A 26,126-nucleotide genomic window follows, 5' to 3' on the forward strand; every position below is an offset into this window, starting at 1 on the left:
TGGCGTAACGTTCCGGAACAGTTCCCAACTGTTACGGTAACAGATCGTCAGACCAGTCGCGGCCCCTCAATCCAGCGCTCGCGCACCGCCATCATCATCACCCGCTCATAGGCTTCGACCCGGCGCTGACCGGGCACATTATCCAAAAGCCAGCGGTCCATCCGCTCGATCAGCACCTGGTCGCGCAACAAATCCTCGCTCGCGCCAAGCGCGCGCAACCCATCGCGCAACCGCTTGAGCCGCATCGCCACAGCCTTGGCGTTGCTTTCGCGCTCGCGTTCTTCACGCCGCTCCAAGACCTGCGAAATCACCTCGCACACAACCGGATGCGCCAATCGGACCTCCGCCCCGCAACGCACCCGAAACCAGCCCCGCAGCGGCCCAAAATCCTGCGCGCGCAGCGTCTGCCAATGCAAAAGGTCCATCCGCAAAAGCCGCGAAAGCTGCACATCATCATCGGGCAGCGTGCCGGTGGGGAACTGCATCTGCGCAATGTCGAAGAGCGCCCGCGCGACCCCCTGCACCTCATAGCTGGCCCGCAAGTGCATCACCGAATTGAGAAAGCGGCCAAAATGCCAGGGCAAAAAGAAATGCCCCTCAAGCCGCAAGTCGCCAAACTCATATTCCGGCAGCGAAGCCAGATCGACCGCCACCAGACGCTTGCCCCCCGCTTCTGCCAGGTCACGCTGCTGTTGCATGCTCGCCTCCTCCGTCGCGCGCCGCGGCACGCAACCGCGCTTCGGCGGCTTGCGCATTGCGCCGCATCCCTTCGGCGATCACCGCGTCGCGTATGCGAGCCATCATCGCCTCGGACTTCTTGCAATAAGCATTGCTGATGTAGCCGGGGCCAAACCCCAGCGCGCGGCTTGCCGCTGCCATGCTGGGCCAGCGCAGGCCGAACATCTCGAACGGTTTTGCCCCGCTCACGCCCTTGCGCGGCTCGCCCAGACCGTCGATCCCGCCTCGGTGCAAAGCCTTATAAATCGCCCCTGGCGTCACGCCGAAAGCCCGCGCCGCCGCCCGGGCATTTTTGAACCGCTTGCCGCGAATGCAGATCGGCATGGCCGAAGCGCTTCGATCCAGCCCGATCCGGTCCAGCGTGCCCGACCGGGCCGCTTGCGCCACATGGGCGACTGACACGCCAAACGCCTTGGCCACCGCCCGAGTGTTTGGAAAAGCGCGCCCCCGGATCACCAAATCCGTGCGCGCATTGCGCAGCCCAAGCGTGTCGAGTTTCCCGTCGCGCCGCGCCTTGAATACCGTGTTCCGCGTTACGTTGAACCGCGCCGCAACCGCCGCAACATCTGGAAAGACCTCACCGCGCACGATGATCGGCCCGAAGGTATCTTGCGCATCCGCCATCAAAACGCCCTCGCCAGCAAACTTTCCACATCGCCCAACTCTGGCGGCAGCGCGACCCCGGCATAGGCCTGCGCGAAAGCAGCCCAAGGGGCACAGTCGAACCGTTCAAGAAAATGCAGCATCCGCAGGCTTGGCACCGCCAACAACACAAGCGCGCCCGCCTCGGGTTCCATCTGCACCAATCGCACCAGCCCGGCATAATCGCAAAAACGGTCGATCGCCTCGATCTCGCCATCGCCAAAACCCGCAAGCCCCGCGCGGATCAGATCAAGAAAGGCAACCATGCGCCCGGTCTCGATCCGCATTGCCCTGCAGGTCTGGCCTGTTGGCCCATCAATGGGCTGCGCTCCTACGGCAGTCATTTCGTGCCCCCATATTCCAATTCAAGCGCCCCGCGCGCCTTGCGCAGCGCGTCCAGCGCCTCATCGATCTCTTTCAGTGCTGCCGCCCGATCCACAGCACGGGCCGATTGCGCGGCCTGCACCAGCGCGCCCACGGCTTCGCCCACCTCGCGCGCGATCTCGCCTGCCTGCAACGCCAGCTCGCCCGCATCCATCGCGCGCGCCACCTCTGCATCGGCCATCCGCCGCGCCAGCATCCGGCTCACCGGATACGCGCCAAGCGCATCTTCAAAAGCCACGACATCGGCCACGGTGAATTCCAGCGAGCCTTCGCGCTTGCGCGAAATGGTCGAGGCCGCAACGGGATCACCCCAGCGCGCCTCCAGTGCCGCCGCAGCGCCATGCACACCGCCCAACCGCTCGGTTAGCGCGCGCACCTGCATCCGCAACGTTGCACGGAAATCAAACATGCACACCCTCCCCCCAACACAACTCCTTGGAGCTAAGTACCCCGTTCCTTCCAGCCGGTTGACCGAAGGGGGGCACAGGCGCAGACTTCCAATGTGGATTCATTGTCTCGCGATGGTTGCGACGGGAAAGGAGACAGCCTTTCCCGCCGCGAACAGCCATCGCACAACACGGAAAGATGCGATGGCTGGAACCAGACACCCCGTCACCGGGGTTGAACTCAACGACATGCCGATTGTACGCAAAGGCACAGTCACCGACGATGAGCGCCAAACCGCAGCGCTTTTGCTGGCCGAGGGCATGCCTCGCTGGCTGGTGGCAGCCAAACTTGGGCGCCATCCCCTCGCTTTTAATGCGACTGGACGCAAACCCGCGCAATCCATGACCCCAGCCCCGACCGGACGCAGCATGTCGCTCGCTGCGGCCCATGCGGATGATCGACAAAGTGCATTTGACGACCTTTTCGATGCGCCCGAGGAACAGGAAACCGATCACGCGCATGGCTGAGACACCCGCACTTCAGTAAATCCCTCGCCCAACGCAGCCACCTGAACCGAAACAGTTGCGCCAGCACTTGGCAGCGGCGCACCCGCAACCGCAGACAGTTCCGAACAAAGCCGTGCGCTTAGTGCGGCAGAGTCGAACGTGCCGGAATGCGCCTCATCAAGCACATCGACCTCAAGGGAATCCCGGTCGACACAGACCACCATCACCCGCGTAAGTGCACAGCCAACGACTTCGCGCACCACGGGCAAGATCAAACTCGGGGCAAGTTCGAACACGATCACCACAGCACCCCCTCCCTGATCTGGGGACCGGGCAACGCAACCGGATTCCCTTGATACAGGCCGGGCGCGCGCGCAGGCTTACCCAATGATCTACGCCCTTGCATCATGCCGCCCCCTCGACCCCGAAACCGGGTGCCCGATCTGGCGTTTGGAAGTCGAAAAAATGCTCAGGCCGCAAATCAATCCCACGCGCTCGCGCTGCGATAAGAAGAAGCCTCTGGCATTCTGCGGGGATCAAACCATCGGTGCCGCCACGGTCTCTGGGGTATTCCCAACGCCGTACGCGCACGGTACTGCGCCCGGTCATCTCGGCGACGGCCTCATAGCCGCCGCAGATTTGGATCACTTGTTTGGCAGGGTTCAACATGCCCATACATTGCGATAATCGCAATATGCGGTCAAGCAACGAGTTGCGAATTTCGTCAATTTTCGATTTTCGCAGCTTTTGCCAATCTTCCACCATGGAAGTGATCGATGGAAACTGGATCAAGCAACGCCTGACAGGGCGACGGGGCGAGAAGACCGAACTCGCTCAGGCCCTCGGCATATCGCTGGAGAAGGTAACAAAAACCCTCTCTGGCAGTCGTCGCGTACAGCCGGAAGAAATACCCAAAGTGATCGACTTCTTTCGCAGCCGCGGCGCGCGCTCTAAGTCTGACACGATCGTCGAAATCTACGAGCGCTTGCCGCCAAAGCTTCAAGAGCAGGCGGAAGAGTTTCTTCAGTTCCTAGAAGCGAAAGTAGAAAGCCCAGAAGAGCATCCTGTTGATCCCCAGGCAGCGCCTCAACGCGCATCCGAAAAGTAATATTATCCACCAATCCCCCCATTCCTCGAAGAGGGGAGAACTTTACGAGAACACATTGGCTGTGCAAGCCGCCAGATTTTGCGGTTAAGTGACTACTAAACCGCGAAAAGGATTGAAGCGCATCAACATTTCAGGAGGAATCAGATGACTGCGCCACCCAACCTAAGACGCGCTGTCAAAGTACATGCATATGCTTTCGCGGCAGGATTCGCGCTCCTATCTGCACCGATAGCGAGCGCAGAAGTATCTGATTGCATGGGCATCGAAGCTGATCTGGATCGTCTGGCATGCTATGACCTCGAGAGTGGGCGCACGCCCCAAACAACGGCAGAGGAAACACAATCCGCGTGGACCGTCAGGGTCGAAACATCTGACTTCACAGACACGACAAGCGTCTACATGCAGACGGTGTCGCAAGAGGACGTGAATTGCGGGCGCCTCCGCACATCTGCACCTGCCACACTCTTCATCCGCTGCCACGAAGACACCACCTCAATCTTCATCGCTACAAACTGCCATTTAGCGTCCGGGTTCAGCGGCTACGGCTCGGTTGACCTACGGATTGACGATCTTCCCGCAACCAAGGTCAGGATGGATGCAAGCACGAACAATTCCGCGCTTGGCCTGTGGTCTGGTGCCCGGGCGATCCCGATGATCAAGAAAATGCTTGGACACAAGACGATGCTCGTCAGGTTCACCCCCTTCAATGAATCCGCGACGACTGCATCCTTCGACATCCGAGGCATCGACGATGCGATCCCTAAGGTGCGAGAGGCCTGCCACTGGTAGCGCAGAGCTGGAAATCAGCAGTACCGAGCCCCGTCATCGCACGGGGCTTTTTACTTTCGCCAAACCAATTTTGCGCACGCGAGAGAACAGAGCGAATCAAACGAAGCATTTTGTTGCGTTTTTCGCATCTTTTTGCTTGACCGTTTGTTGCGTTTATCGCAACGTATTCACACCAACCACCACTCACAGGAGGCGAAGATGCGGCGTGACGATCCCCGGTTTCTGCATTTGCGCGACGGGCTTCCCGCGCCGCATCAACGCCCACTGTCGATCCCGGGCTTCCTTGCGCTGGTGATCGTCACGCTGGTGCTGGCCAATGCCACTTTGCGCACCGCGCTTGAGCTGCGTGCGATCCGCGATCCGCATTATTGCGCTCCGGCCAATGCCGCCGCGCCCCTCTTTCCTGAGTGCCGCTGAAACCGAGGCACTGCCACTGGCCCGGATGCGCAAAGCGACCCCGCATCCGGGCACTTTTTCCAAAGGTGAAGCCAATGCTCGATCAGACACCGATGAAGGAAACCCAAGCCGACAAAGATGTGCGCGACCGCGCCTACAACGTGGCAGCTGACGAGTTGCGCCAATTCATCGAGCAATACGAACACCTCGAAGCCGAGAAGCAAGACATCACCGAGCAGCAAAAGGACGTGATGAGCGAGGCGAAGGCGCGCGGTTACGACACCAAGGTGATGAAGAAGATCATCGCCATGCGCAAACGCGACCAGAACGATCTGGCCGAGGAAGAGGCGGTCCTCGACATCTACAAAGCCGCCCTTGGCATGATCTGAGAACACCCCGCGCGCAAACTCTCCTCCCGGCGCGGGGCCAAGGCTGCGGCGCGTCAAATCCCCACCCGCGCGCCGCAGCCTCCCCGAAAACCAGAGACATCCATGACCTTCCCGCAACGCATCGAAACGATCGATCCCGAAAGAAACGAAGTGCTGCGCGACTGCGGCACCCGCGACATTGACTGGCACGATCCGCTCGCGCGCGGCTGGTTCCTCGGCCACCTCGTGCGCGCCATTCACAATGGCTTCGCAGTCAAGATCACCCCGCTCGCAGGGCCACGCGCCATTGCTTTGCCCTGCAAAGAAGGAATGCGCCCATGATCTGCACCACCTTAGGCCTTGCCGCTTGCCTGACCGGCGCGCTCGGCTTGCGTCGCGCCCACCAGATCGTCACCCAAGCCGAGGAAGACCAGACCGAAGGCCTTGGCATCGGCATCGGCTTGCTGCTGGGCATCCTGATCCACGGCGGCGCAGGCCTGATCGCCGCAGGCGCCGCGCTGATTGTAAAGGGGGTGCTTTGATGCGCGTCCCGATCATCTCTGAAACCTCTGGCATCATGCGCCGCCTCGACAAACCCCACGCTGGCCGCTGCGGACAAGATAACCGGGACTGCGAAGAGTGCGGTGGCACAGGCGACATCGCGCCAGGGCTCAATGATATCTCGGAGGCTGCCGCCGATGGGTAAGCATGAACCGCATTTCACGCCGCGCCTGCTGCCCGCGCACCGCGCGGCCTTTTACGTCGGCGTCTCAGAAAGCAAGCTACGCCAACTCGGCATCCCGCGCCGTATTCTTGATGGCAAGCGCCTTTATGACCTCTACGACCTTGACGCATTCATCGCGACGCTGCCCATTGAAGGGGAAAGCGCGGAAACGGAGGCGGTGAACACATGCGCCGGCAAATTCGGGAGAGCACGGTGACGCTGGAGCATATCCAGACCATCCGCACATCCAAAGGCAAGGTCTACCGCTACCTGCGCCTGCCCGGTCAGCCGCGCATGAAATTGCCCGATCTGCCGATCGACCACCCCGATTTCCTTGCCGCCTATGCCGCCGCATCCGCCGCGGCCCCCAAGAAACTGCGCGCTGCCCCCGGCACGATCACAGCGCTTTGCGAGGCCTATCTGCGCTCCGAAATGTTTCTTGCGCATTCCGAGAATTACCGCGCCCTGCTACGCCGCCACATCGATGCGATCCGGGCGCAGGCCGAAGATGCCAAAGCGGCCCACCTGCGCCCCGAAGATATTGCCGACGATCTTGCCGTGCTTAAGCCCAACGTGGCAGGCCATCGGCTTAAGGCATGGCGTCAACTTTGCGCCTTTGGCGCAGACCCCACCGTGCGCTTACTCAAAACCGATCCGTCGAAATCCGTCATCAAGCCCAAGGCCCCAAAAACCGAGGGCCATCCGCCATGGTCTGCCGCCGAGATCGAGCGCTTCCGCTGCCGCTGGCCGATCGGTAGCGTGCCCCGCGCCTGCTTTGAGCTGCTTTACTGGACCGGGGCGCGGATCTCGGATGCGGTGCGCATCGGGCCGGGCATGGTCGGACGCGATGGCGTTTTGGCCTTTCGCCAACAGAAAACGGGTGACGAGGCCTTTGTGCCATGGACCTGCGCCCTGCCCCCCTATGCCGCGGCGATGATCGAAGACCGCGACACGATGCACGCGGCCCTCGCCTGCCTCACCGGGCACATGACATTTCTGGCCACGCACGGCGGTCGCACCAGATCGCACAAAGCCCTGGGCACCGTCATTGCCGATGCGGCCCGCACGGCCAAAATCGAAGGCCGCAGCGCGCATGGTTTGCGCAAATCTCGCGCCATGCGCTTGGCCGAGGCAGGCGCCACCACCCACCAGATCGCCGCCTGGACCGGGCATCAAAGCCTCTCCGAAGTGCAGCACTATACCGAAGCCGCAGACCGCCGCCGCGCCGTTCGCGGAACAGAACAAGACCAGAACTTTGTAAAAAGTCCCGTCCAATCTGTAAAAAACAGAAAATAACCTAACGTTTTCAATGTCTTTTTGAAGGAGTGGCGATCCCGGAAGGACTCGAACCCTCGACCCGCTGCTTAGAAGGCAGCTGCTCTATCCAGCTGAGCTACGGGACCGCATGCGCCCCTTTTGCGACAAGCGCGCGCGCGGCGCAAGCATTCTGCGCCGCGCTAAAGCGCACGGGTCAGAAACACCGACATCGGATCGGGGCGATAATCCGCAAAGGGCGCGCAGTCCACAAAGCCCGCCGCCAGATAAAGCGCGCGCGCGGGCGCGAAGCTTGCCTGCGCCCCGGTTTCCAAACTCAGCCGGGCAAACCCCAGCCGCTGCGCTTCGGCCATCAGGTGATGCAAAAGCGCGCGCGCAAACCCCCGGCCCCGCGCCTCGTCCAGAACATGCATCGACTTGATCTCGCCGTGATCCGCCGTGATCCGCTTCAGCGCCCCCATCGCCCAAGGCGTGCCCGCATCGCGCAAAACGTAAAACCAGATCCCGTCAGCGGCCAAAGCCGAGGCGGGCAGCATGTGGATCGATTCGGGCGGGGTATCGGCATGCATCGCGGCGGTGTGGCGCGCGTGCAAAAGTGCCAGATCGTCCTGCACCGGATGCTCAAGCGAAATGGTGATCATGAGGGCCTCCGATGCGGTTATGGCGGTCCTGTGGCGCAAAGAAAAGCCCCCCGCGCCCCGCCAAGTTTGAAAAGATCGCAGCGGAGCGGAACGCGGGGTCGGCACGGCCCCACACACCGGCCGAAGGCGTGCCGTGTGCCGCAGTTCTTATATTTTCAATAAACCCCCAACGCGCACCCGGATATATCTTTAATTTCAAAATTCAGGGCAGCACATATTTTTTGATCACCGAACATTTTAAATCACCCACAATCGGGACTAAAATATCCGCCAAAACAAAACACGCCGCGCGAAATAAAAAGACCCCCAAAGATTATAACATCCGCGCCCACCAGCGCCTGATCGCACGGCCATGCCCTGCGCCGTCACAGCGCACGGATCACGCGCTTGCAGCCCTTCCCTGCTGAGGCCACGCAGACGATCGACCCTCCCCGCCCCTGATTCTTTGGCCTTTGCGGCTTCCACCGGCAGCGGGCAGCGCCGCCCCGCCCGTTCCATTCGGCCGCCACCGAAAAGCCGAATTCTGAAAACCGCGCCATATTTACGCGCCAAGGTCCTAATTGCGCATTAACCCCACCGCCAATTAAAACCGCACATCCGCCCAATACATAAAAATTGCGCGGGATATTACCTTGCCCGAAGACCCGCTGAATTTTACCCCTGAAGGGCGATCGGACGCACCGAAGAAATCGGCCCCACCCCACCGTTGCTCAGTCTCATGCCACCGGCTCTGCCGGGGCGGTTTCGTTGGCGCTTTGCGCCGGTTCAACAGGAGTGCCGTATGCCTCTGCCAATCTATACCACGGAACAAGCCGTCACGCAGTTGACGATCGGCTACTGGCAAGTGGGTCACACCCTGTCTTGGGCCCTCAGCCCCAGCCGAACCGTCAGCTATTCGATTGCCAGCAATATGAGCGCGGCGGAAGTAACGATGATCCGCACCGCTTTGTCGGATTGGTCCGAGATCGCCAATATCCAATTCGTCGAAAGCGACTGGGGCGCGCAGATCCGGTTCCAGAATACGGCCCCGGGGGCCTATACGAACTATTACTATTTCGGGGCGCACTTTTCTCAGGCCACGATCAATGTCTCGACCGATTGGCTGAACAGCTATGGCAACAGCGTGGGCGGCTACGGCTATCATACCTATGTGCATGAAATCGGGCATGCCTTGGGCCTGGGCCATACCGGCAATTACAACGGCGCGGCCTATTTCCCCACGCATGCGCTTTACGCCAATGACAGCTGGCAAACCTCTGTCATGTCCTATTTCTCGCAAAATCTGAACAGCTACACCGATGCAAGCTATGCCTATGTGCTGACCCCGATGATGTTCGACATCGCGGCCATGCAGGCGCTTTACGGCACCCCCAGCGCGATTCACGGCGGCGATACGGTTTACGGGCTGGGCTCCACCGCTGGCGGCGCGCTCGACTATCTGGGCACCGCGAATTTCAACGCCTCCGTGACCTTCACCCTTGTCGACAGTTCGGGCATCGACCGGATCGATTTCTCGGCCCGGTCCGAGGCAAGCCGGATCGATCTCACCGCAGGCGCGATTTCGGATGTGTTCGGCCGCTTCGGCAATATGGTGATCGCCGAAGGCACGGTGATCGAAAACCTGACAAGCGGATCGGGCCATGACACGCTGACAGGCAATGCCGCGGACAATGCCATCAATGGGCGCGCGGGCAATGACCTGATCGATGGCGCGGGCGGCAATGACGCGCTGATCGGCAGCGCGGGCGATGATACGCTGATCGGCGGTGCGGGCAATGACACGCTCACCGGCGGGGTGGGGGCGGATACATTTGTCTTTGGTCTGACCTTCGGGCGCGACACGATCGCCGATTTCGACCTCAGCGATAGCATCGATATCTCGGCGCTATCGGCCATCACCGACTGGCGCTTGCTGCTGGCACTGATGAGCGAAAGCGCGGCAGGCGTCAGCATCGCCACGGCGCAGGGCACGCTGACGCTGACCGGCCTGACCCTTTCGGCGCTGGAGGCCACGCAATTCCTGCTGGTCACCGGCCCTGGCGATGACAGCAGCATCGGCCGCAACATGATGGGCACGGCGGGCGATGATGCGCTTATGGGCGGCGCGGGCGATGATACGATCGATGGCGGCAGCGGACACGACTCGATTGATGCCGGTTCCGGCAATGATCAGGTGCGCGGCGGCTTCGGGCGCGATACGATCCACCTTGGCGCAGGCAATGACATCTTCTTTGACAGCAATGACACCAACGCCGATGAGGTTTGGGGCGGGGACGGCAATGACACGCTGACGGCCACCAACGGGCTTGACCAGCTTCACGGCGAAACGGGCAATGACCATCTCAGCGCTGGCGACGATGGCGCGGTTTTGTCGGGCGGTCTGGGCAATGACACGCTTTTGGGCGGCGCCGGGGCGGATCGGACCTATGACAATGGCGGGCGCGATTACGTCGATCTGGGCGGTGGCGATGACCGATATACCGCCACCGGCGACACCGCCGGAACCGGGGATACCGTGCATGGCGGAACCGGCGCGGACCGCATCACCACCAGCGACGGCGATGATCTGCTTTTTGGCGATGACGGCAATGACACGCTTTCCAGCGGCGCCGGAAATGACACGGTGCGCGGCGGCCAGGGCGATGACGTTGTCGCGCTGGGGCTCGGGGATGACCGCTTTGAAGACAGTGTCGACACTGGCAATGATCGGGTCGATGGGGGCGAAGGCAATGACCTGATCATCAGCTTTGGCGGGCAAGACACGCTGGAAGGCGGCGCGGGGGCCGATACGATCTTTGGCAATCAGGGCGATGATACGCTTATCGGCGGCACGGGTGACGACCAGTTGAGCGGCGGCGCGGGCGTGGATGTCTTTGTCTTCACCACGGGTGACGGCGCCGACACGATCGTGGACTTCAAGATCGGCACCGATGTGCTGGACCTGACCGCCGTGGCGGGGCTGGCCGTCTGGGACGATCTCAGCGCGGCGCTCGGCCAATCCGGGGGCGATACGGTGCTGAGTTTTGACGGGCTGGAAATCACGCTTTCGGGCCTGAACGCGGGGGCGCTGAGCGCCGACGATGTCTTGCTTTAACGCGCAAGGACCGGGCGAAGGGGACATCCCGCTTCGCCCGGCCCCTAAGTGACCGAACCCGTCTCAGCGGATCAGACCGGGGTGCCCGCCGCGTCAAACATGCCTTCGAACAGCGCCGACGACAGATACCGCTCGCCCGAATCCGGCAAGATCACCACGATGGTTTTGCCCGCATGCGCCGGGTCTTGCGCCAAACGCAGCGCCGCCGCCGTCGCCGCGCCGCAAGAAATGCCGCACAAAATACCCTCTTCGCGGGCCAAGCGCAGCGCCACCTCCATCGCCTCTTCATTGCTGACCTGTTCGATCGCATCGATCAGCCCCAGATCCAGCACACCGGGCACGAAGCCCGCGCCGATGCCTTGGATTTTGTGCGGGCCGGGTTTGATCTCTTCGCCCGCGCGGGCTTGGCTCAGCACCGGGCTTGCCGCCGGTTCCACCGCGACCGTATGCACCGCCGCGCCCCGGTCTTGCTTCAGATACCGGCTCACCCCGGTGATCGTGCCGCCGGTGCCCACACCGGCCACGAACACATCCACCTTCCCATCGGTATCTTCCCAGATTTCGGGGCCGGTGGTGCGTTCATGGATCGCCGGGTTGGCCGGGTTTTCAAACTGTTGCAACAGCACATATTTCGGGTCCGAGGCGGCGATTTCTTTGGCCTTGGCAATCGCCCCGCCCATGCCCTTGGCGCCTTCGGTCAGGACCAGTTTCGCGCCGTAAGCCACCAGCAATTTACGCCGCTCAAGGCTCATGGTTTCGGGCATGGTCAGGGTGATCGGAATGCCCCGCGCGGCGGCCACCGCGGCCAGCGCAATCCCGGTATTGCCCGAGGTGGGCTCAACAATTTCGCGCCCCGGCGTCAGCAAACCCTTTTCCTCGGCATCCCAGATCATCGCCGAACCGATCCGGCATTTCACCGAATAGGCCGGGTTGCGGCCCTCGATCTTGGCCAAGATCGTCGCCCCCAGCCCCGCGCCCAAACGCGAAAGCTTCACCAAGGGCGTGCGGCCAATGGAACGGGAATTGTCGTCGTAAATGCGGCTCATATCCTATCTCCAGTCGATTGCAGCCGGGCAGATCCCGGCCTTTGCCCCTTGAAAGCATGAAGAAATCTGACTGAAAACCCTTGAAAAACCGCCGTTCCGGCTTTCGCGAAACTTCGGGAAAGCGTTGCGCCCCGCCGCACCGCCTTGGCACGTTTTTCCTTAGGGCAGCGCCAGAATCACATGGCTCGATTTCACCAAAGCGGTCAGCCGCTCGCCCGGCGCGGGGGCCAGACCATCCGCGCTTTCGCGGGTGATCGCGGCGGCCAGCGTTTTGCCCGCGCCCAAATCCAGCACCACTTCGGTGCCCAAATCACCGTCGATCCGCTCCATCACCACGCCCGAAAGCCGGTTGCGGATCGACAGGCGCGGCGCCTCTTCGCGGGTCAGCATCACGAAATTGGATTTCACCAGCGCCAAGACCTCGACCCCCGGCATCAGCCCCAATTCCCGCGCCGAACGCGCGGTAATCACCGACACAAGCTGTGCCCCGCCCAGATCAAGCTTCACCTCGGCGCTGACACGGTCGGCCAGAACGCTGCTCACCTTGCACGCCCAGACATTGCGCGCCGAGGTGCGCAGGCTCAGCCCCCGCAACACCTGCGCCGGCGCAAGATCAAGCCGGTTTTCAAGCCGGGCCAGCAGCTTGGCCAGTTCCGCCTCGATCTCGCCATAGGCGGCAATCACCTGCCGCCCCGCCGCGGTCAATTCGGCCCCACCGCCCGCGCGCCCGCCCGGTGCCGCTGTGACCAAGGGGCTGGAAAAAAGGTTATTCATCGCCTTTACGCCATCCCAAGCGGCCTTGTAGCTTAGCCCCACCTCGCGCGCGGCGGCGGAGATCGAGCCCGTGCGCCCCACAGCGGCCAAAAGCGCCACCCGCTCGGCCCCCATCCGCGCCCCGGTGCGTTCCAGCGTCAGCGCCCCGCGTAAACCCTCTGTCATGCCCTGTCCTTCCGGCTGCGTGCCGCCAATCTGGCGCAGCGGCGCGGCAATGGCCACCGCCGATCGGCAAAAGCGCCCGGATCACGGGCAAACCCCGCCCATTTCTTAGGCACCATCCCCTCTGCCGCCCAAAATTCACCCCCACCCCGGCGCAAGTTGCGGGCCAAGTGACAAGGCGTCCGAGGCGCCCCGCCGCACCCCGATTGCGGATTTCGCACGCCAGTCGCTATGAAGTTCGTATACATAGCGCTTCCAGCCTCGGGATCTCCCGAAGAAAGGATCAAGATGATTACCCGCCTCAGCACTGCCTGTGCCGCCCTTTTGATTGCCACCGCCCCCGCGCAAGCAGACGCGGTGATGGCCGCCGTCGCCGCCAATTTCACCAAACCCGCGCAAGAGATTGCCGCGCTGTTTACCGCCGAAACCGGGCATGAGGTGACACTGTCTTTCGGCCCTTCGGGGCAGTTTTTCGCGCAAATCACCCAAGGTGCGCCGTTTGAGGTGTTTTTGTCCGCCGATGCGGCGCGCCCTGCAAAAGCGGTCGAAGGCGGCTTTGCCGTGCCCGGCAGCGCCTTCACCTATGCGCGTGGCAAGCTGGTTTTGTGGAGCGCGGACCCCGCCACCGTTACCGGCCCCGAGGCGCTGGACGCCGACCCGGAGCATGTGGCGATTGCCGATCCGGCCTCGGCCCCCTATGGCGCGGCGGCGGTCGAGGTGATCGCGGCCTTGGGCTTGACCGAGACGCTGGCAGACAAGATCATCACCGGCAAAAGCATTGCGCAGGCCTACCAATTCACCGCCTCGGGCAATGCGCCTTTGGGGTTTGTCGCAATGTCGCAAGTGGCCGGCGATAGATCGGGGTCAAGCTGGGTGGTGCCTGCCGATCTTTATGCCCCGATCCGGCAAGATGCCGTGCTGCTGATGCCGGGGAAAGACGATCCGGCGGCACAGGCCTTTCTCGACTTTCTGAAAACGCCGCAGGCCGTTGAGATCATAGTGAAATACGGGTACGAAACCGGGGAATAACCATGGACCTTTCCAGCCTCCACGACCCGGCTATGCTGCAAACGCTGGGCCTGACGCTGAAGCTTGCGGCCATCACCACGGCGGTGCTTTTGGTCCTTGGTACGCCGCTGGCGTGGTGGCTGGCCCAACCGGGCGGCTGGTGGAAAGATGTGGTGGGGGCGATCGTGTCCCTGCCCATCGTTCTGCCGCCCACGGTTTTGGGGTTTTACCTGCTGATCGCGATGGGGCCAGACTCACCGCTCACCGCGCTTTTGGGGCAGAAATTGTCCTTCACCTTTGCCGGGCTGGTTCTGGGCTCGGTCGTCTATTCGTTGCCCTTTGTCGTGAACCCCATCCGCAACAGCTTCACCGCGATGGGGCCGCGCCCGATGGAGGTGGCCGCGACGCTGCGCGCAGGCCCATTGGACGCTTTTCGCACCGTCGCCCTGCCGCTGGCCCTGCCCGGAATTTCTACCGGGGCGATACTGGGCTTTGCGCATACGGTGGGCGAATTTGGCGTTGTTCTGATGATCGGCGGCGCGATCCCGGGGCGCACCAAGGTGCTGTCGGTGACGATCTTTGACTATGTCGAGACCTTGGAATGGGACAAGGCGCATCTGCTGGCCGGGCTGATGCTGGTGCTGTCTTTCACGGTGATCTTGGCGATGATGCTGATCGAGCGGCGCTTGGGCGCGCGCGGGGGGGCGCGGCCATGATCCATGCCAGCTTCAAAGGCCGCATCGGCAGCTTTACCCTTGATGCCGCGTTCGAGGCGTTGGGCCATGGGGTGACCGCGCTGTTTGGCCCCTCGGGGTGCGGCAAAACCACGGTATTGCGCTGCATGGCGGGGCTGACGCGACTGCCCGAAGGGCAATTGGTGGTGCATGGCCAAACTTGGCAAGCGGGGCGCAAATTCACCCCGGTGCACCGCCGCGCGGTCGGCTATGTGTTTCAAGAAGCCAGCCTTTTTGCGCATTTAAACGTGCGTGAAAACCTGTGCTACGGGCTTAAACGCGCCAAAGGCCCCCTGCGGATCACCGAAGAAGAGGTGGTTTCGCTTTTGGGGATCGCGCCCCTGTTTGAGCGCCCCACCGCCACATTGTCGGGCGGCGAGCGGCAACGGGTGGCGATTGGGCGCGCGCTGCTGTCGCAACCCGAACTTTTGCTGATGGACGAGCCGTTATCCGCGCTTGATCGGCTCTCGCGCGAAGACATTCTGCCCTATCTGGAACGGCTGCATGCGCGGCTGGAAATGCCGGTGATCTTGGTCAGCCATGACATGACCGAGGTGGAGCGTCTGGCCGACCGGCTGGTGCTGATGGAGGCGGGCCGCGTGCGCGCGCAAGGCCCGCTGGCGCCAATGCTGGCCGACCCCGATTTGCCACTCATTCATCGGCCCGATTTGGCCTCGGTGCTGGAGGGCGAGGTCGTGGCGGTCGATGACGCCTATGGGCTGAGCCAGATCGCCGTGCCGGGGGGCGTGATCGTGGTGCCGGGGCGGCTCGGGCCTGCGGGCGCGCGGCGGCGGATGCGGATTCCGGCGGCCGATGTCAGCCTTGGGCGCAACCCGCCCGCCGACACCACAATTCTGAACGCCCTGCCCGCCACCATTGTGGATGCCGAACCCGAACCCAATGGCAGCCCGCTGGTCACCGTGCGGCTGGCACTTGGCCGCGCGGCAGATGGCGCCTTGCTGCTGGCGCGGATTTCGCGCAAATCGTGGGACAGCTTGGGGTTTGCACCGGGCGAGCCGATCGTGGCGCGCCTCAAGGCCACGGCGCTGTCGCATCCCGGCACCTCGATGGAAACCGCCCCCGATTGGCAAGAGGACGATGATGTTCATGATCGATGACACGGCGCTGATGGCGCTGATCCGCGAAGATGTGCCTGCGGGCGATCTGACGACCCGCAGCCTTGGGATCGGCGCCGAAGCGGGCGAAATCACCATGCGCGCGCGCGGGGAAATGACCGTCGCCTGTTCCGAGGAAGCGGTGCGGATTTTCCAGCTTCTCGGGGCTGAGGCGTGGATCGCCTGCCCTTCGGGCAAGCGGGTCGACGAAGGCGAGATGCTATTGTTTGGGCGCGGTCAGGCCGAGGCATTACATGCGGGCTGGAAGGTCGCGCAAACGCTGATGGAATGGGCCTCGGGCGTGGCCTCTTGTGCCAGTGACATTCTAACCGCCGCGCAGGCGTTGAACCCCGCTATTTCCGTGGCCTGCACGCGCAAATCGGTGCCGGGCACGCGGGCGCTGTCGCTCAAGGCCATCACCGCGGCCGGGGCCACGATCCACCGCGCGGGGCTGTCTGATACGGTGCTGCTCTTTGCCGAGCATCGCGTTTTTGGCGGGGAAAACGCGCTCGCTACACAAATCGCGCGCTTGCGCCAAACCTGCCCCGAGCGGCGCGTGGTCGTCGAAGTGGCCAACCGCGACGATGCCCTGGCCGCCGCGCAAGCTGGCGCCGACGTGCTGCAACTTGAGAAATTCCCGCCTGCGGAGGTGGCCGCCACGGTCGCAGCGCTTGGCCCCGATTGGCCGGGCAAAGTCGCCGCAGCGGGCGGCATCAATACGAAAAACGCGGCAGATTATGCCGCAACGGGCGCACATGTGCTGGTGACCTCGGCCCCCTATACCGCGCCGCCGCGCGACGTGAAGGTGCATATTGGCATGGCGTGAGCTTCGCGCCCCAACCAATTGCCCAAACATGCGAAAGGGGCGCGGGAACCTTGGCTGCCCGCACCCCTTTCCGCCCTGACAAGACAGCCCTAAAGGCCGACGATCACATCGCTTGCCTTGATGATCGCGCTGGCCCGGTCTCCTACCTTCAGGCCCAAATCTGCGACCGCTTCATTGGTGATCGCGGCGGTGACGATAGATCCGCCTATGTCGATTTTCACATGGGAGGTGACCTGACCAACATCTACGGCGGTCACTGTGCCCGTCAGAACATTGCGTGCGCTAAGCTTCATGCCTGTCCTTTCCGGCCCGCCTGTGGGCCCTTCCGGGGTCACGACTGCCGACAACATCGGCTAAGGTCAGGGTCGCGCCGAAAAGGCCCAAAAACAAGCGCCGATCGCACACGTCGGCCATGCGCAATCGGCATGAGGATTTGGCCCCAAAGGGGTTTATCCTTCCGCCACCGTGAGTCGCTCCACCACGGCCGACAGCGGCGCATCGATCCGGGTGATCGCCAGTTCCTCGATGAATTTTTCTTCCATCTTGGTCAGCGGGCCGGGGATCACGGCGATATGGCCCGGGGCGGATCGTTTTGCGATTTGGCGCGCGTAAATGCGCAAAAGCTGATCGTCGAACCGGCAGCCCAAAAACAGGAACGGGCGGCCCGTGCGGCGGTTTTGCACCTCTTCCGGGATCGGGGTCTGAATATCGATCTCGGTCAGCACTTCCACGTAATCGGCATCCGACATCAGGAACGAGCCTTCGGCCGTGGCCAGCCCATGCGGCTTGTAGATCAGGCTTGGCCAGCTTGGGTCGGCCCCCTCCAATTCGCCGCCGCCGGCGGTGAAGGCGCGGTGATAATCCTCGGTCCAGCCGCCCGAGCGGCTGACGCCCTGAACATAGCCCCAATCGTCGCGGCCCGGCCCGAAAGCGCGCAAAATGCCATCGTCATACCAGCTATCCACCACCATCGGCGGGCGCACACGGGCAAGCCATTCATGCACCGGGTTGGCATCGCCCGGCGGCACGGCGAATGCCTCGCGCACCAATTTATTCAGTGTGCCCCGGAACTTGCGGCTTTCGATATATTGCGCCACGGCCCAAAGGTTGCCCACCGCGCGGCGCGGCACCCGGACCTTGGCTTCCAAAATGGCGGACAGCGCAGGCGGGGTAGAGGGCGCTTCGCCCCCCGACAGGGCCGAGACCTCGGCCCCAAGGTAAGGCACGCGCTTGCCCTGCGCCACCTCGGCCATCGCCGTATCCAGCAGGTCCAGATCGGCCATGCTCAATCCTCGTCGGCGATCTTGCGCGCATCCACCGTCACCGGCAGCGCGGGGGGCGTGTCAAATTCGGGCATAGCAAAGACCCAGCCGTTCGAAAGCTTGGCCCAGCCGCCCCACAGGCCCGGCTTTTCCTGCTCGACCACCATCTCTTCAAGGTCCTTTTTCGGCACATAGGCTTCAAGGCCTTTGGCGGTTTCGCGGATCATCACTTTCATCGGGCGTACTCCTTGGAGAAATAGGGAAATTCAGGCTTTTTGCAGCATGTCACGGGTGACGATGTGGGATTGCAGCGCGGGGCGATCATCGTCGCGGGCGCGCAATTCCTCGGCGGGGGTGATCTCGGCCTCGCGCATACCGACAATCGCGCCACGTTCAAGATAATCGACGGCGTAGATGTAGAATTGCCCGAGGAAGGTGCCGATGTCGCGCACATAGCCCACATCGCCCTTTTTCACGACAATCTCGCCAATCTCGCGGCCCGGCATGGTGCCATCGTTCTTCACCTGCTTGCGCGAGACGACCTTGTCACCCGGCAAATAAAGCGGTTGGCGATACACCTCGATTTCGCGGTCATCAGTCGACATCTGCGGCTCCTTCCAGCTTGGCAAGCCGCGCCTTTGCGGTCTCGCGGATGATTTCTTCGGGGTCGTCGATCAGATGCGCGAGCACCTTTTCACAGCCCTCTTCGGCGGCGGCGTAGCGCACGCGGATATCGGGGTCTTCGACAAACAACATCGGGCGGCGGCGCGCGGCATCGCGGCGCACAAGGGGATCGGGGTCGGCCCGAAACCGGTCGATCCAATCGGCGCCGATGCGGCGCACCAAATGGGCGCGCACTTCCGGGTCGGCATCGCAGATCATCACCGGCAGCATGCCCTCTTCGGCACGGCGCGCGACCACCAACCGGATACCGGGGTCGTCGTCATGCACCAGCGGCAACAGCTTGTTCGGCGGCAGACGCCACGCGACCGCAATGCGCACATTGCGGTCTGGGTCCGCCATCAGCCGCTCGGCACTGGTTTGCGGCAGCCGCAAGATCGCCATCGCGCGCACCGCCGGATCTGGGTCTTCCAGCAAGCGTGGCAGCCGGAAAATAGAGGCGTGGCGCGCCGCATTCACCCGCGTTTCGAAATACGGGTGATTGAGGTTTTCATCGGCCAGTTCCGGATTGAGCAGAAAGAACCGCTCAATCCGTTTTGCATAGCGATCATTCAGGCACGACCAGCCCTGACCGCATTGCCCAAGGTCGAGCCGCATCCGGAAGCGACAGTTGTCGCAATCCAGCGCCCTGCCCTCCCAATCCAGCGGTTCCGGTCCTTCGGGCATGATGCCTCCTTAGGCGCGCTCGGCTTGCGCCGGGGCCAGCCCCATGCGCGCGCGGTAAACGGCGGAAACGGCGGTCTCGATATAGTCATAGGCGTGATCTTGCAGCACCGTGATGCCCGCCTCGGCCAGCGTTTCGCGCGGGCAATCGCCGATTTTCGCGCACAGCACCGTGTCGATGCCCTCCAGCGTGGCAATCACCCGATCCAGACGGTCTTCCTCGCCCGCGCCATCGACACAGTAATTGTCGCAGCGGCGGTGGAAAGCAAAGCGCACGCCATCGGTATCCACCTCGAACACTTGGAATTCCGACGCATGGCCGAAATGATGGTTGATGCGCCCGCCGCCTTGGGTAGCCACGGCAACAAGCAGTTTCGGCGCGGTTTCCGCCACGGTTGCGCCGGTTTCGGCCTTGGCATCTTCTGCCGCCGCACGACGGTCTTCGCGTTCCTTGGCGACCCATTCTTTATAGGTGTCGCGCGCCGCCGGATCATAGGCGACCTCTTCGGGCACCAAATCCTTGGTGAATTCCTGCCCGCGATCTTCGCCCAACAGCCCCACCGCATCGGCGCGGCATTGGCGGCAATGTTTCATCAGGTTCGCGCCACCGGCACAGGCTTCTTGCACCTTTTGCAATTCCGCAGCGGTCGGGCCGCGCTGGCCGGTCAGGCCGAAATGCGTGCCATGCGCCGGGTCGGAAATCAGCGGCATGATGTTGTGCAAGAACGCGCCACGGCGTTTGACTTCCTTGTTCACCTCCAAAAGGTGCTCGTCATTGATGCCGGGGATCAGGACCGAGTTCACTTTGACCAAGATCCCGCGTTCCACCAGCATATCAAGCGCCAACATCTGCTGTTCGTGCAAGATGCGGCTGGCTTCCACACCGTAATAGCGCTGCCCGCCATGGCGGATCCACGGATAGATTTTCGCGCCCACTTCCGGGTCGATCATGTTGATGGTGATCGTGACATGGTCGACATTCATATCGGCCAGTTCGTCGACATGCTGCGGCAATGCCAGCCCGTTGGAGCTCAGGCAAAGGCGGATGTCGGGAATATCTTCGCGCACCTTGGTGAAGGTTTGCTTGGTCTTTTTCCAATCGGCGCAGCTATCGCCCGGCCCGGCAATGCCCAGAACCGACAATTGCGGCACTTCATTGGCCACCGCAATCACCTTGCGTGCGGCTTCCTCGGGCGTCAGGCGTTCAGACACCACACCGGGGCGGCTTTCATTGGCGCAATCATATTTGCGGTTACAGTAGTTGCACTGGATGTTGCAGGCGGGCGCGACGGCCACGTGCATCCGGGCGAAATAGTGGTGCGCCTCTTCCGAATAGCAGGGGTGATCTTTCACCTTCGCCCAGGTTTCCGGGTCCATATCCTCGGGCGCCTGTTTTGAGCCGCAACCGGTGGCACCGGAGGTCGAGCACCCCTCGGAGGCCATCGCCTTTTCCAGCGCATCTTTGGTGCCGATGGTGAGCCCCCCGAGCGAGACGATATTGTCAGACATGGTGCTTCCCCTTGCTGTGCTGCGCGTTCAGAAGATATTCAGCAAAGAGCGTGCCAAGGCGTTTGGGGGCGCTTTGTGGGGGTTTGGCACGAAGTTTGTCGCATCCGCGACAATGAGTGTGCCAAGTTTTGGAACGCAACACGCCCGAAGCGCCATTTGGGCCTCGGGCGTGGGCCGGTCGAAACCGGAGGTCAGGGCAAGCGGCGTCAGATCCGGCGCAACTCGATCTCGAACTTTTGCAGCGCATAGGCGATCTGGCGCGGGGTCATCCCCAACAGCCGCGCCGCTTTCGCCTGCACCCAGCCTGCGCTTTCCAAGGCGCGGATCAGCTCATCACGGGTGATGTTCGAGGTTTTGCGGCGCACCTGATGCACCTCTTCGGGTTCGGGATGCGGCGGCTCAAAGGCCGCGGGCGCGTGATGGGCCACCGGCTCATGTACGGGCGGGGCCATCGGCGGGGCGGCAGCGGGCGGGGCCGCAGCCTGTGGCGGCGGTTCGGGCGCACGCACGCTGGGCGTGATCGTGCGCCCCGAGGCCAGCCCGCCAATCGGCGAGGCGCCTTCTTGCAACCGGAAGAGTTCGGCCGAAAGGCACGCCCCTTGCGAACAGGCCAATTCATTGGCAAGCACGATTTCCCCATCCGACAATGCAGCGGCCCGGTTCACGCAGTTTTCCAGCTCCCGCACGTTGCCGGGGAATTTGCACCGGCAAATCTGGTCAAACGCACCGGGGGCAAATTTGACATCCGTTCCGTTCGATTTGTTGAACCGGTCAAGGAACAGCTGCGCCAAGGGCTTAATGTCGGATTTGCGCTGACGCAGCGGCGGCAGCACGATCGGCACGACACAAATCCGGAAGTAAAGATCGGCGCGGAATTCCCCGCGCGCGACCGCCTCTTCCAGATCGCGGTTGGTGGCGGCGACGATGCGCACATCCACCTTGATCGTGCGCTGCCCGCCCACACGTTCAAACTCGCCCTCTTGCAAGACCCGCAAAAGCTTCGTCTGGAAGGTGGGGGAAATCTCGCCGATCTCATCCAAAAAGAGCGTGCCGCCATCGGCCAGTTCAAACCGCCCTTTCTTCAGCGCATTGGCCCCGGTGAAGGCGCCCTTTTCATGGCCGAACAGTTCGGATTCCAAAAGCGTTTCCGACAAAGCCGCGCAGTTGACCCGGATAAACGCCCCCTTGGCGCGGGGCGATTGGCTGTGCACCGCGCGGGCGAACAATTCCTTGCCGGTGCCGCTTTCGCCGCGCAGCAACACGGGGGTTTTCGTGCCCGCCACGCGCTTGACCTGCGCCACCACCTCGGAAATCGCCGGGCTGTCGCCGATGATCCCGTCGATGGTCACCGGCGGCTGGTTTCCGCCGCGCTGGTCATTCATGCTTTGCAGCATGCGCCGCGTATCTTCAAGCGCGCGTTCACGGTCGCGCGCCACCCGCGCGCGGAACGCCAAAGCCTGTTCAAGAAGCGAGGCCACCATGGTCAGCACCCGCACATCGGCATCGGAATAGCCCGCGCGCTTGTGGTCATGGCTGCGATAGGCCGCCAAAACACCCAGCACGAAATGGCTGCGTTCTGGGTCACGCAGCGGCACGGCAATCAAGGTCTGACCGGAATCGCGCAGCCGCGGCGGCACCGCATCGGGGCCAAATTCTTCTTCCAGATCAAAGGCTACAAAGGGCACGGATGACCGAAACACGATCCGCGCCACCGCATCGGGCAGCACATCCGAGGGCGGGTCATCCTCATTGCGGCGAAACGCCGTTGCGGCGATGCGGTAGGGGTTCACCCGCCGGTCTTTGCCATCGGGTTCGGCCAGAACCGCCAACACCCCGTGGCGCAAATCCAGAAACGACGACAGCACGTTGAAAATCTGCGGCACAACGGCCATCGGGTCCGGCGCCCCGGCAAAGGTTTTGGCAATTTCATAAATCGCATCAAGCGCCAGCCGGTCGGCCACCTGCCGCGCCGAGCGTTTGCGCGGTCGGGCCGGGCCCACCCCGGCGTCTTGTTCGGCGTGCGTCTGGTCGGTCATGGTATTCAAATCCCTGTCTCGAGCATGCACAGAAATGGTGATGGCTCTTCAATCGCCTCCTGCCTGCCGAAGCAAAGCCGGTCTGTCACTGCGCGAAAGAATCGCATCTTGCCACTTCACATCCGTGGCCCCCCCAAAGGTATATTGGAGCCGAATGGATCGGGATGCGGCAGGCATCGGGAGATTGGGCGGTTTTGTCGCTCAATTTTGCGTTTCATCACAGCCTTACGCACAACTTTGCGGCGATGGGGCGCGCCATGGCGCAAAAAGCGGCATCTGATATGCGGAATACGACTTAACCGGCCAGGGCCGCGCGGCGCCGCTCGTAAGACGAGGCCAGCCCCAGCGTCGAGCGGTATTTCGCCACGGTGCGCCGCGCAAGCCGCAGCCCGGCCCGTTCGGCCAGCACCACAATCGCATCATCGCTCAGCGGATTGGCCGGATCTTCATCGCCCACCACGCGGTTGACGAAATCGAGCGCGGAATCGCGCGAGATCGCCTCGCCCCCCGCGCCGGTCGACACTGCGCGCGAAAAGAACGCCCGCAGCGGCAGTGCGCGCACCGGGGTCTGGATCATCCGCCCCGAAACCGCGCGCGAAATGGTCGAGGCATGCAGCCCCAGTTCCGCCGCCACATCTTCCAGCGTCAGCGGCACCAGATGCGCGGGCCCCTTTTCCAAAAAGGCCGATTGACGGGCAACCAAAACCGCCGCCGTGCGCAAAAGCGTATCGCCGCGCCGTTCCAGCGCCTGCGCAAGCGCGCGCGCCTCGGCCAAGGCTTTGCGCCGTTCGGCCCGCGCGGTCTTGTCAGTCTGGCCATCGGGCAGCCGGTCTTCGCGCACGGTGATCGAGGGCGAGGTGGCGCGGTTCAGCTCGACCGTCCAGCCTTCTTCGCCGCGCACGGCAATCAGATCGGGCGGAAATACCGGGGTCGGCTGATGGTCGAAGGCCAGCCCCGGTTTCGGGTTCAAATGCCGGATCTGCTTGACGATCTCCGGAATGTCGGAAACCTCGCAATCGCACAAATCGGCCAATTCATTCAGCCGGTTTTCCGCCAACAGGTTGATATTGCGAATAAGGCTTTCGACTTCCCAAGTCAGAATATCTTCTTCGCGCGCCTGAATGATTAGGCAATCGGGCAGATCGCGGGCAAACAGCCCTGCCGGTTCAAGGCCTTGCAACACCGTCAGCACGGCTTCGGCGCGCGTGGTCGACACCCCCGCCGACAGCGCGATATTTTCCACCGACGTGCTGAGCCAGCCCGAGGGTTCCAAAGACTCCGCAAACCGCAGCGCGACCATCCGCTCGGACGGGTTGGTGAAGGCCATCTCGATTTGATCGACCACATGCGCCATCAGGCTGGGCTTATGCGCGGCCACCGCCGCCACGGCATCGAAATCCGCCCCGCCGCGCGCCACAAAGGCCGAGGGCGCGCGATAGGCCAGATATGGGTTGGAGGTGGCTTGCTCGACAAGATGTTCGGAAAGGTCGTGCGAGGACATGCCGAGGATCGCCAGAGAGTGGAGCATCTGCCCCCCCATCTGCATCGATTGGCGTTGTGTAAGCGTCTGCACGAGGTCCATGGGATCAACCTATCTCAATGGGTTCGGGCCGGAACGGCGGGTTTGTTGGCCTGCGACACTACAACCGTAGGTCGCAAGATGACTTGCGCGAAAAAGTGGCAGGGGGCAGCGCGATGCAAAAGATTTTGGCACACCATGCGCGCCCCGCCCCTGTCAGCGCGGAGCGATTTTCAGGCTATCGAGCCCGACGAATTTATTGGCCTGACGTTGGGCCTGCGTCTCGAACACCTTGAAGACCTTTTCGGCCAAGGGGGTCGAGGCGACGAAATCATCATGCGCGCGCGCCAGCGCCTCGCGGGTCTGGGCCAACACCTCGTCTTCCGAAAGCCCCGAAAAATCGGTCTCGCGCAGATAGGTGCCAAAGCGCTTCATGATATGCAGCCGCGCCACGTTCAGAATGTGACGGTCGGGCTCCAGCCCCAGATGGGCGAACATATCCTCGGCCGAGGAAAGCTTCATCAGCGCCTCAAGCGTCGGACTTTGGGTCTCGGTGGTCATCCTGTCTCTCCTCAGGTGATGGGCTGGTTGCGCGCAAGCCGCGCCACCATGCGGCGCAAATCGTCGGCATTGGCGGGGCGCTTGGTGCGAATGGCATGGGCCCGCAAAAGCGGTTTGAGTTGCGCGGCAATCTCGGTCGAAGACGGCAGGCCCGCCTCGGCCAACGCGGCACAAAGCCCGGCCGCGCCCGAATGTTTGCCGATCACGATTTGCCGTTCGCGGCCAAAGCGTTGCGGGGCGCAGCGCGGGTCTTCATAAGTATCGGCGCGCTTCAAAATCGCATCGACATGGATGCCGCTTTCATGGGCAAAGACCAGCGCGCCGGTGATCGGCTTTTGCACTGGCAATGCGCGGCCCGAGGCACGGGCGACAATGTCAGACAGCGGATGCAGGGCGGTCAGATCCAGCCCCGTGGTCATGCCGCCAGCTTCCAAGGCGGCGCCCACTTCCTCCAGCGCGGCATTGCCCGCCCGCTCGCCCAAACCGTTCACGGTAACAGACAAATGCGTGGCGCCCGCATGGGCGGCCATGATCGTGTTCGCCGTGGCCATGCCAAAATCGTTATGCGCATGCATTTCGATCGGCAGATCGATCTTGGCGACCAGTTGGCTGACCAGACGGTAGGCCCCCAGCGGATCAAGCAGACCCAAAGTGTCGGCCAAACGGAACCGGATCGCACCGGCGGCTTTCGCCACCTCGGCCAGCCGGATCAGGAAATCGGGATCGGTGCGGCTGGCATCTTCGGCCCCCACCGAGACCTCTAGCCCGCGCTGCGTCGCGCAATAAACGAGTTCCGCCGTTTCACGCAGGATCCAGTCGCGATCCACTCGCAGCTTGCCTTCAAGCTGCGCGGTCGAGGTGGGGGCGGCAAAATGCACCCGCTTCACCCCGGTTTTTTGCGCCATATCGAGGTCATTCATCCGCAAGCGGCACCAAACCACCGGGGCCGCGCGCTGTATTTCGGCCACCACGGCGCGGATTTCCGCGACTTCGTTCCAGCCCATCGCGGCGATGCCCACCTCAATCTCGGCCACGCCTGCCGTATCCAACGCATGGGCGATGGCGCGCTTTTCACTGAGCGAAAAGGCCACCCCGGCGGTTTGTTCGCCATCGCGCAGGGTCGTGTCGCACAAGGCGTAGGTTTGCGGGGTCAGCGGTTGGGCGTGGAGCATGGTCAT

At 62.7% G+C, this 26,126-nt stretch carries 33 protein-coding genes and 1 tRNA gene; 14 read left to right on the plus strand and 20 right to left on the minus strand.

What is annotated here, in order from left to right; all coding sequences use genetic code 11:
- Positions 1-47: 47 nt before the first annotated feature.
- Genes CKO11_RS12435 through CKO11_RS12450 form a run of 4 tightly spaced genes read right to left on the minus strand, consistent with a single transcriptional unit; the run spans position 48 to position 2,173 of the window.
- Positions 48-698, minus strand: a complete 651-nt coding sequence (locus CKO11_RS12435) for a hypothetical protein (RefSeq protein WP_223639243.1) — start codon at positions 696-698, stop codon at positions 48-50.
- Positions 682-1,362 carry a hypothetical protein gene (locus tag CKO11_RS12440; protein ID WP_223639245.1) on the minus strand — a complete coding sequence of 227 codons (681 nt, stop codon included), beginning with the start codon at positions 1,360-1,362 and terminating at the stop codon, positions 682-684. The genes CKO11_RS12435 and CKO11_RS12440 overlap by 17 nt, the downstream gene beginning before the upstream one ends.
- The gene (locus tag CKO11_RS12445) at positions 1,362-1,724 is read right to left on the minus strand and encodes a hypothetical protein (protein WP_223639247.1); all 363 of its coding nucleotides are present in this window, start codon (positions 1,722-1,724) and stop codon (positions 1,362-1,364) included. Before CKO11_RS12445 ends, CKO11_RS12440 begins: the two co-directional genes overlap by 1 nt.
- Positions 1,721-2,173, minus strand: a complete 453-nt coding sequence (locus CKO11_RS12450) for a hypothetical protein (protein ID WP_223639249.1) — start codon at positions 2,171-2,173, stop codon at positions 1,721-1,723. Before CKO11_RS12450 ends, CKO11_RS12445 begins: the two co-directional genes overlap by 4 nt.
- Positions 2,174-2,354: 181 nt before the next feature.
- Here CKO11_RS12450 and CKO11_RS12455 point away from each other — a divergent pair, with 181 nt between their 5' ends.
- On the plus strand, positions 2,355-2,678 hold the full coding sequence (locus tag CKO11_RS12455) for a helix-turn-helix domain-containing protein (protein WP_223639252.1): 324 nt from the start codon (positions 2,355-2,357) through the stop codon (positions 2,676-2,678).
- Here CKO11_RS12455 and CKO11_RS12460 read toward each other — a convergent pair.
- Positions 2,663-2,959: a hypothetical protein gene (locus tag CKO11_RS12460; protein ID WP_223639255.1), complete on the minus strand. Its 297-nt coding sequence runs from the start codon at positions 2,957-2,959 to the stop codon at positions 2,663-2,665. The genes CKO11_RS12455 and CKO11_RS12460 overlap by 16 nt on opposite strands.
- A 103-nt stretch (positions 2,960-3,062) precedes the next feature.
- Positions 3,063-3,422, minus strand: coding sequence for a hypothetical protein (locus CKO11_RS12465; protein ID WP_223639258.1), 360 nt, complete (start codon positions 3,420-3,422; stop codon positions 3,063-3,065).
- Here CKO11_RS12465 and CKO11_RS12470 point away from each other — a divergent pair.
- From CKO11_RS12470 to CKO11_RS12505, 8 genes are all read left to right on the plus strand, one after another.
- Complete coding sequence (locus CKO11_RS12470) at positions 3,421-3,765, plus strand: hypothetical protein (RefSeq protein WP_223639260.1); 345 nt, start codon at positions 3,421-3,423, stop codon at positions 3,763-3,765. The two genes, CKO11_RS12465 and CKO11_RS12470, sit on opposite strands and share 2 nt — an antisense overlap.
- Positions 3,766-4,020: 255 nt before the next feature.
- Positions 4,021-4,554, plus strand: coding sequence for a type VI secretion system-associated protein TagO (locus CKO11_RS12475; RefSeq protein ID WP_223639262.1), 534 nt, complete (start codon positions 4,021-4,023; stop codon positions 4,552-4,554).
- Between the two features lie 198 nt (positions 4,555-4,752).
- Positions 4,753-4,971, plus strand: coding sequence for a hypothetical protein (locus CKO11_RS12480; RefSeq protein ID WP_223639264.1), 219 nt, complete (start codon positions 4,753-4,755; stop codon positions 4,969-4,971).
- A gap of 74 nt (positions 4,972-5,045) precedes the next feature.
- Positions 5,046-5,339 carry a DUF2312 domain-containing protein gene (locus CKO11_RS12485; RefSeq protein ID WP_223639266.1) on the plus strand — a complete coding sequence of 98 codons (294 nt, stop codon included), beginning with the start codon at positions 5,046-5,048 and terminating at the stop codon, positions 5,337-5,339.
- Positions 5,340-5,441: 102 nt separating this feature from the next.
- Positions 5,442-5,660, plus strand: a complete 219-nt coding sequence (locus tag CKO11_RS12490; protein ID WP_223639268.1) for a hypothetical protein — start codon at positions 5,442-5,444, stop codon at positions 5,658-5,660.
- Positions 5,657-5,860: a hypothetical protein gene (locus CKO11_RS12495; protein ID WP_223639270.1), complete on the plus strand. Its 204-nt coding sequence runs from the start codon at positions 5,657-5,659 to the stop codon at positions 5,858-5,860. The genes CKO11_RS12490 and CKO11_RS12495 overlap by 4 nt, the downstream gene beginning before the upstream one ends.
- 102 nt (positions 5,861-5,962) lie before the next feature.
- Positions 5,963-6,259, plus strand: coding sequence for a DNA-binding protein (locus tag CKO11_RS12500; protein ID WP_223639272.1), 297 nt, complete (start codon positions 5,963-5,965; stop codon positions 6,257-6,259).
- Positions 6,256-7,338 (plus strand): tyrosine-type recombinase/integrase, encoded by a 1,083-nt coding sequence (locus CKO11_RS12505; protein WP_223639274.1) that lies wholly within the window; start codon positions 6,256-6,258, stop codon positions 7,336-7,338. The genes CKO11_RS12500 and CKO11_RS12505 overlap by 4 nt, the downstream gene beginning before the upstream one ends.
- A gap of 30 nt (positions 7,339-7,368) precedes the next feature.
- Here the strand turns inward: CKO11_RS12505 and CKO11_RS12510 are convergent.
- Positions 7,369-7,445: transfer RNA gene (locus tag CKO11_RS12510), tRNA-Arg, on the minus strand.
- A gap of 54 nt (positions 7,446-7,499) precedes the next feature.
- The gene (locus CKO11_RS12515; protein ID WP_223639277.1) at positions 7,500-7,958 is read right to left on the minus strand and encodes a GNAT family N-acetyltransferase; all 459 of its coding nucleotides are present in this window, start codon (positions 7,956-7,958) and stop codon (positions 7,500-7,502) included.
- Between the two features lie 781 nt (positions 7,959-8,739).
- Here CKO11_RS12515 and CKO11_RS12520 point away from each other — a divergent pair.
- Complete coding sequence (locus tag CKO11_RS12520; RefSeq protein ID WP_223639280.1) at positions 8,740-11,052, plus strand: M10 family metallopeptidase; 2,313 nt, start codon at positions 8,740-8,742, stop codon at positions 11,050-11,052.
- A 71-nt stretch (positions 11,053-11,123) separates the two neighbouring features.
- Here CKO11_RS12520 and cysK read toward each other — a convergent pair whose 3' ends face one another.
- Entirely contained in the window at positions 11,124-12,098 is a 975-nt protein-coding gene (cysK, locus tag CKO11_RS12525; protein ID WP_223639283.1) for a cysteine synthase A, read from the minus strand.
- Between the two features lie 159 nt (positions 12,099-12,257).
- Positions 12,258-13,037 (minus strand): TOBE domain-containing protein, encoded by a 780-nt coding sequence (locus tag CKO11_RS12530; RefSeq protein ID WP_223639286.1) that lies wholly within the window; start codon positions 13,035-13,037, stop codon positions 12,258-12,260.
- Between the two features lie 285 nt (positions 13,038-13,322).
- On the opposite strand from CKO11_RS12530, the gene modA reads away from it, so the two are divergent.
- Genes modA through modD form a run of 4 tightly spaced genes read left to right on the plus strand, consistent with a single transcriptional unit; the run spans position 13,323 to position 16,717 of the window.
- Positions 13,323-14,063, plus strand: coding sequence for a molybdate ABC transporter substrate-binding protein (gene modA / locus CKO11_RS12535; protein WP_223639289.1), 741 nt, complete (start codon positions 13,323-13,325; stop codon positions 14,061-14,063).
- A gap of 2 nt (positions 14,064-14,065) precedes the next feature.
- Entirely contained in the window at positions 14,066-14,758 is a 693-nt protein-coding gene (gene modB, locus CKO11_RS12540; RefSeq protein WP_223639292.1) for a molybdate ABC transporter permease subunit, read from the plus strand.
- Positions 14,755-15,894 carry a molybdenum ABC transporter ATP-binding protein gene (gene modC / locus CKO11_RS12545; RefSeq protein ID WP_223639295.1) on the plus strand — a complete coding sequence of 380 codons (1,140 nt, stop codon included), beginning with the start codon at positions 14,755-14,757 and terminating at the stop codon, positions 15,892-15,894. The genes modB and modC overlap by 4 nt, the downstream gene beginning before the upstream one ends.
- Positions 15,878-16,717 carry a ModD protein gene (gene modD, locus CKO11_RS12550; RefSeq protein WP_223639298.1) on the plus strand — a complete coding sequence of 280 codons (840 nt, stop codon included), beginning with the start codon at positions 15,878-15,880 and terminating at the stop codon, positions 16,715-16,717. The genes modC and modD overlap by 17 nt, the downstream gene beginning before the upstream one ends.
- Before the next feature lie 89 nt (positions 16,718-16,806).
- On the opposite strand, the gene CKO11_RS12555 is transcribed toward modD, so the two are convergent.
- From CKO11_RS12555 to nifV, 10 genes are all read right to left on the minus strand, one after another.
- Complete coding sequence (locus CKO11_RS12555) at positions 16,807-17,010, minus strand: molybdopterin-binding protein (RefSeq protein ID WP_223639301.1); 204 nt, start codon at positions 17,008-17,010, stop codon at positions 16,807-16,809.
- A 156-nt stretch (positions 17,011-17,166) separates the two neighbouring features.
- Positions 17,167-18,000, minus strand: coding sequence for an SIR2 family NAD-dependent protein deacylase (locus CKO11_RS12560; RefSeq protein WP_223639304.1), 834 nt, complete (start codon positions 17,998-18,000; stop codon positions 17,167-17,169).
- A gap of 2 nt (positions 18,001-18,002) precedes the next feature.
- The gene (gene nifT / locus CKO11_RS12565) at positions 18,003-18,215 is read right to left on the minus strand and encodes a putative nitrogen fixation protein NifT (protein WP_223639307.1); all 213 of its coding nucleotides are present in this window, start codon (positions 18,213-18,215) and stop codon (positions 18,003-18,005) included.
- Positions 18,216-18,245: 30 nt separating this feature from the next.
- Entirely contained in the window at positions 18,246-18,584 is a 339-nt protein-coding gene (locus CKO11_RS12570; protein ID WP_097082457.1) for a nitrogen fixation protein NifZ, read from the minus strand.
- A complete protein-coding gene (locus tag CKO11_RS12575; protein ID WP_223639311.1) occupies positions 18,574-19,326 on the minus strand; it encodes a 4Fe4S-binding leucine-rich repeat protein in 753 nt (250 codons plus the stop codon). The genes CKO11_RS12570 and CKO11_RS12575 overlap by 11 nt, the downstream gene beginning before the upstream one ends.
- Positions 19,327-19,335: 9 nt before the next feature.
- Positions 19,336-20,832: a nitrogenase cofactor biosynthesis protein NifB gene (gene nifB / locus CKO11_RS12580; RefSeq protein WP_223639314.1), complete on the minus strand. Its 1,497-nt coding sequence runs from the start codon at positions 20,830-20,832 to the stop codon at positions 19,336-19,338.
- 206 nt (positions 20,833-21,038) lie between these two features.
- Positions 21,039-22,868 (minus strand): nif-specific transcriptional activator NifA, encoded by a 1,830-nt coding sequence (nifA, locus tag CKO11_RS12585; protein ID WP_223639317.1) that lies wholly within the window; start codon positions 22,866-22,868, stop codon positions 21,039-21,041.
- 295 nt (positions 22,869-23,163) lie between these two features.
- Complete coding sequence (gene rpoN / locus CKO11_RS12590) at positions 23,164-24,450, minus strand: RNA polymerase factor sigma-54 (RefSeq protein ID WP_223639320.1); 1,287 nt, start codon at positions 24,448-24,450, stop codon at positions 23,164-23,166.
- A gap of 153 nt (positions 24,451-24,603) precedes the next feature.
- Positions 24,604-24,948, minus strand: coding sequence for a nitrogenase stabilizing/protective protein NifW (gene nifW / locus CKO11_RS12595; protein ID WP_223639323.1), 345 nt, complete (start codon positions 24,946-24,948; stop codon positions 24,604-24,606).
- Between the two features lie 11 nt (positions 24,949-24,959).
- Positions 24,960-26,120 (minus strand): homocitrate synthase, encoded by a 1,161-nt coding sequence (gene nifV, locus CKO11_RS12600; RefSeq protein ID WP_223639326.1) that lies wholly within the window; start codon positions 26,118-26,120, stop codon positions 24,960-24,962.
- Positions 26,121-26,126: the final 6 nt, after the last annotated feature.

Origin of the sequence: Rhodobacter sp. TJ_12 (genome assembly GCF_020023995.1) — a bacterium.
Lineage (GTDB): Bacteria > Pseudomonadota > Alphaproteobacteria > Rhodobacterales > Rhodobacteraceae > Rhodobacter.

Coding starts and splice junctions, on each gene's coding strand:
- CKO11_RS12465 (WP_223639258.1), bottom strand. CDS start 3,422: ATGGTGGAAGATTGGCAAAAGCTGCGAAAATCGAAAATTGACGAAATT.
- CKO11_RS12435 (WP_223639243.1), bottom strand. CDS start 698: ATGCAACAGCAGCGTGACCTGGCAGAAGCGGGGGGCAAGCGTCTGGTG.
- nifA (WP_223639317.1), bottom strand. CDS start 22,868: ATGACCGACCAGACGCACGCCGAACAAGACGCCGGGGTGGGCCCGGCC.
- CKO11_RS12520 (WP_223639280.1), top strand. CDS start 8,740: ATGCCTCTGCCAATCTATACCACGGAACAAGCCGTCACGCAGTTGACG.
- modB (WP_223639292.1), top strand. CDS start 14,066: ATGGACCTTTCCAGCCTCCACGACCCGGCTATGCTGCAAACGCTGGGC.
- CKO11_RS12560 (WP_223639304.1), bottom strand. CDS start 18,000: ATGGCCGATCTGGACCTGCTGGATACGGCGATGGCCGAGGTGGCGCAG.
- CKO11_RS12485 (WP_223639266.1), top strand. CDS start 5,046: ATGCTCGATCAGACACCGATGAAGGAAACCCAAGCCGACAAAGATGTG.
- CKO11_RS12570 (WP_097082457.1), bottom strand. CDS start 18,584: ATGTCGACTGATGACCGCGAAATCGAGGTGTATCGCCAACCGCTTTAT.
- nifW (WP_223639323.1), bottom strand. CDS start 24,948: ATGACCACCGAGACCCAAAGTCCGACGCTTGAGGCGCTGATGAAGCTT.
- modC (WP_223639295.1), top strand. CDS start 14,755: ATGATCCATGCCAGCTTCAAAGGCCGCATCGGCAGCTTTACCCTTGAT.
- CKO11_RS12440 (WP_223639245.1), bottom strand. CDS start 1,362: ATGGCGGATGCGCAAGATACCTTCGGGCCGATCATCGTGCGCGGTGAG.
- nifB (WP_223639314.1), bottom strand. CDS start 20,832: ATGTCTGACAATATCGTCTCGCTCGGGGGGCTCACCATCGGCACCAAA.
- CKO11_RS12515 (WP_223639277.1), bottom strand. CDS start 7,958: ATGATCACCATTTCGCTTGAGCATCCGGTGCAGGACGATCTGGCACTT.
- nifT (WP_223639307.1), bottom strand. CDS start 18,215: ATGAAAGTGATGATCCGCGAAACCGCCAAAGGCCTTGAAGCCTATGTG.
- CKO11_RS12530 (WP_223639286.1), bottom strand. CDS start 13,037: ATGACAGAGGGTTTACGCGGGGCGCTGACGCTGGAACGCACCGGGGCG.
- CKO11_RS12445 (WP_223639247.1), bottom strand. CDS start 1,724: ATGACTGCCGTAGGAGCGCAGCCCATTGATGGGCCAACAGGCCAGACC.
- CKO11_RS12455 (WP_223639252.1), top strand. CDS start 2,355: ATGGCTGGAACCAGACACCCCGTCACCGGGGTTGAACTCAACGACATG.
- CKO11_RS12575 (WP_223639311.1), bottom strand. CDS start 19,326: ATGCCCGAAGGACCGGAACCGCTGGATTGGGAGGGCAGGGCGCTGGAT.
- CKO11_RS12490 (WP_223639268.1), top strand. CDS start 5,442: ATGACCTTCCCGCAACGCATCGAAACGATCGATCCCGAAAGAAACGAA.
- modA (WP_223639289.1), top strand. CDS start 13,323: ATGATTACCCGCCTCAGCACTGCCTGTGCCGCCCTTTTGATTGCCACC.
- modD (WP_223639298.1), top strand. CDS start 15,878: ATGTTCATGATCGATGACACGGCGCTGATGGCGCTGATCCGCGAAGAT.
- CKO11_RS12450 (WP_223639249.1), bottom strand. CDS start 2,173: ATGTTTGATTTCCGTGCAACGTTGCGGATGCAGGTGCGCGCGCTAACC.
- CKO11_RS12475 (WP_223639262.1), top strand. CDS start 4,021: ATGGGCATCGAAGCTGATCTGGATCGTCTGGCATGCTATGACCTCGAG.
- CKO11_RS12555 (WP_223639301.1), bottom strand. CDS start 17,010: ATGAAGCTTAGCGCACGCAATGTTCTGACGGGCACAGTGACCGCCGTA.
- CKO11_RS12495 (WP_223639270.1), top strand. CDS start 5,657: ATGATCTGCACCACCTTAGGCCTTGCCGCTTGCCTGACCGGCGCGCTC.
- CKO11_RS12480 (WP_223639264.1), top strand. CDS start 4,753: ATGCGGCGTGACGATCCCCGGTTTCTGCATTTGCGCGACGGGCTTCCC.
- CKO11_RS12470 (WP_223639260.1), top strand. CDS start 3,421: ATGGAAGTGATCGATGGAAACTGGATCAAGCAACGCCTGACAGGGCGA.
- rpoN (WP_223639320.1), bottom strand. CDS start 24,450: ATGGACCTCGTGCAGACGCTTACACAACGCCAATCGATGCAGATGGGG.
- nifV (WP_223639326.1), bottom strand. CDS start 26,120: ATGCTCCACGCCCAACCGCTGACCCCGCAAACCTACGCCTTGTGCGAC.
- cysK (WP_223639283.1), bottom strand. CDS start 12,098: ATGAGCCGCATTTACGACGACAATTCCCGTTCCATTGGCCGCACGCCC.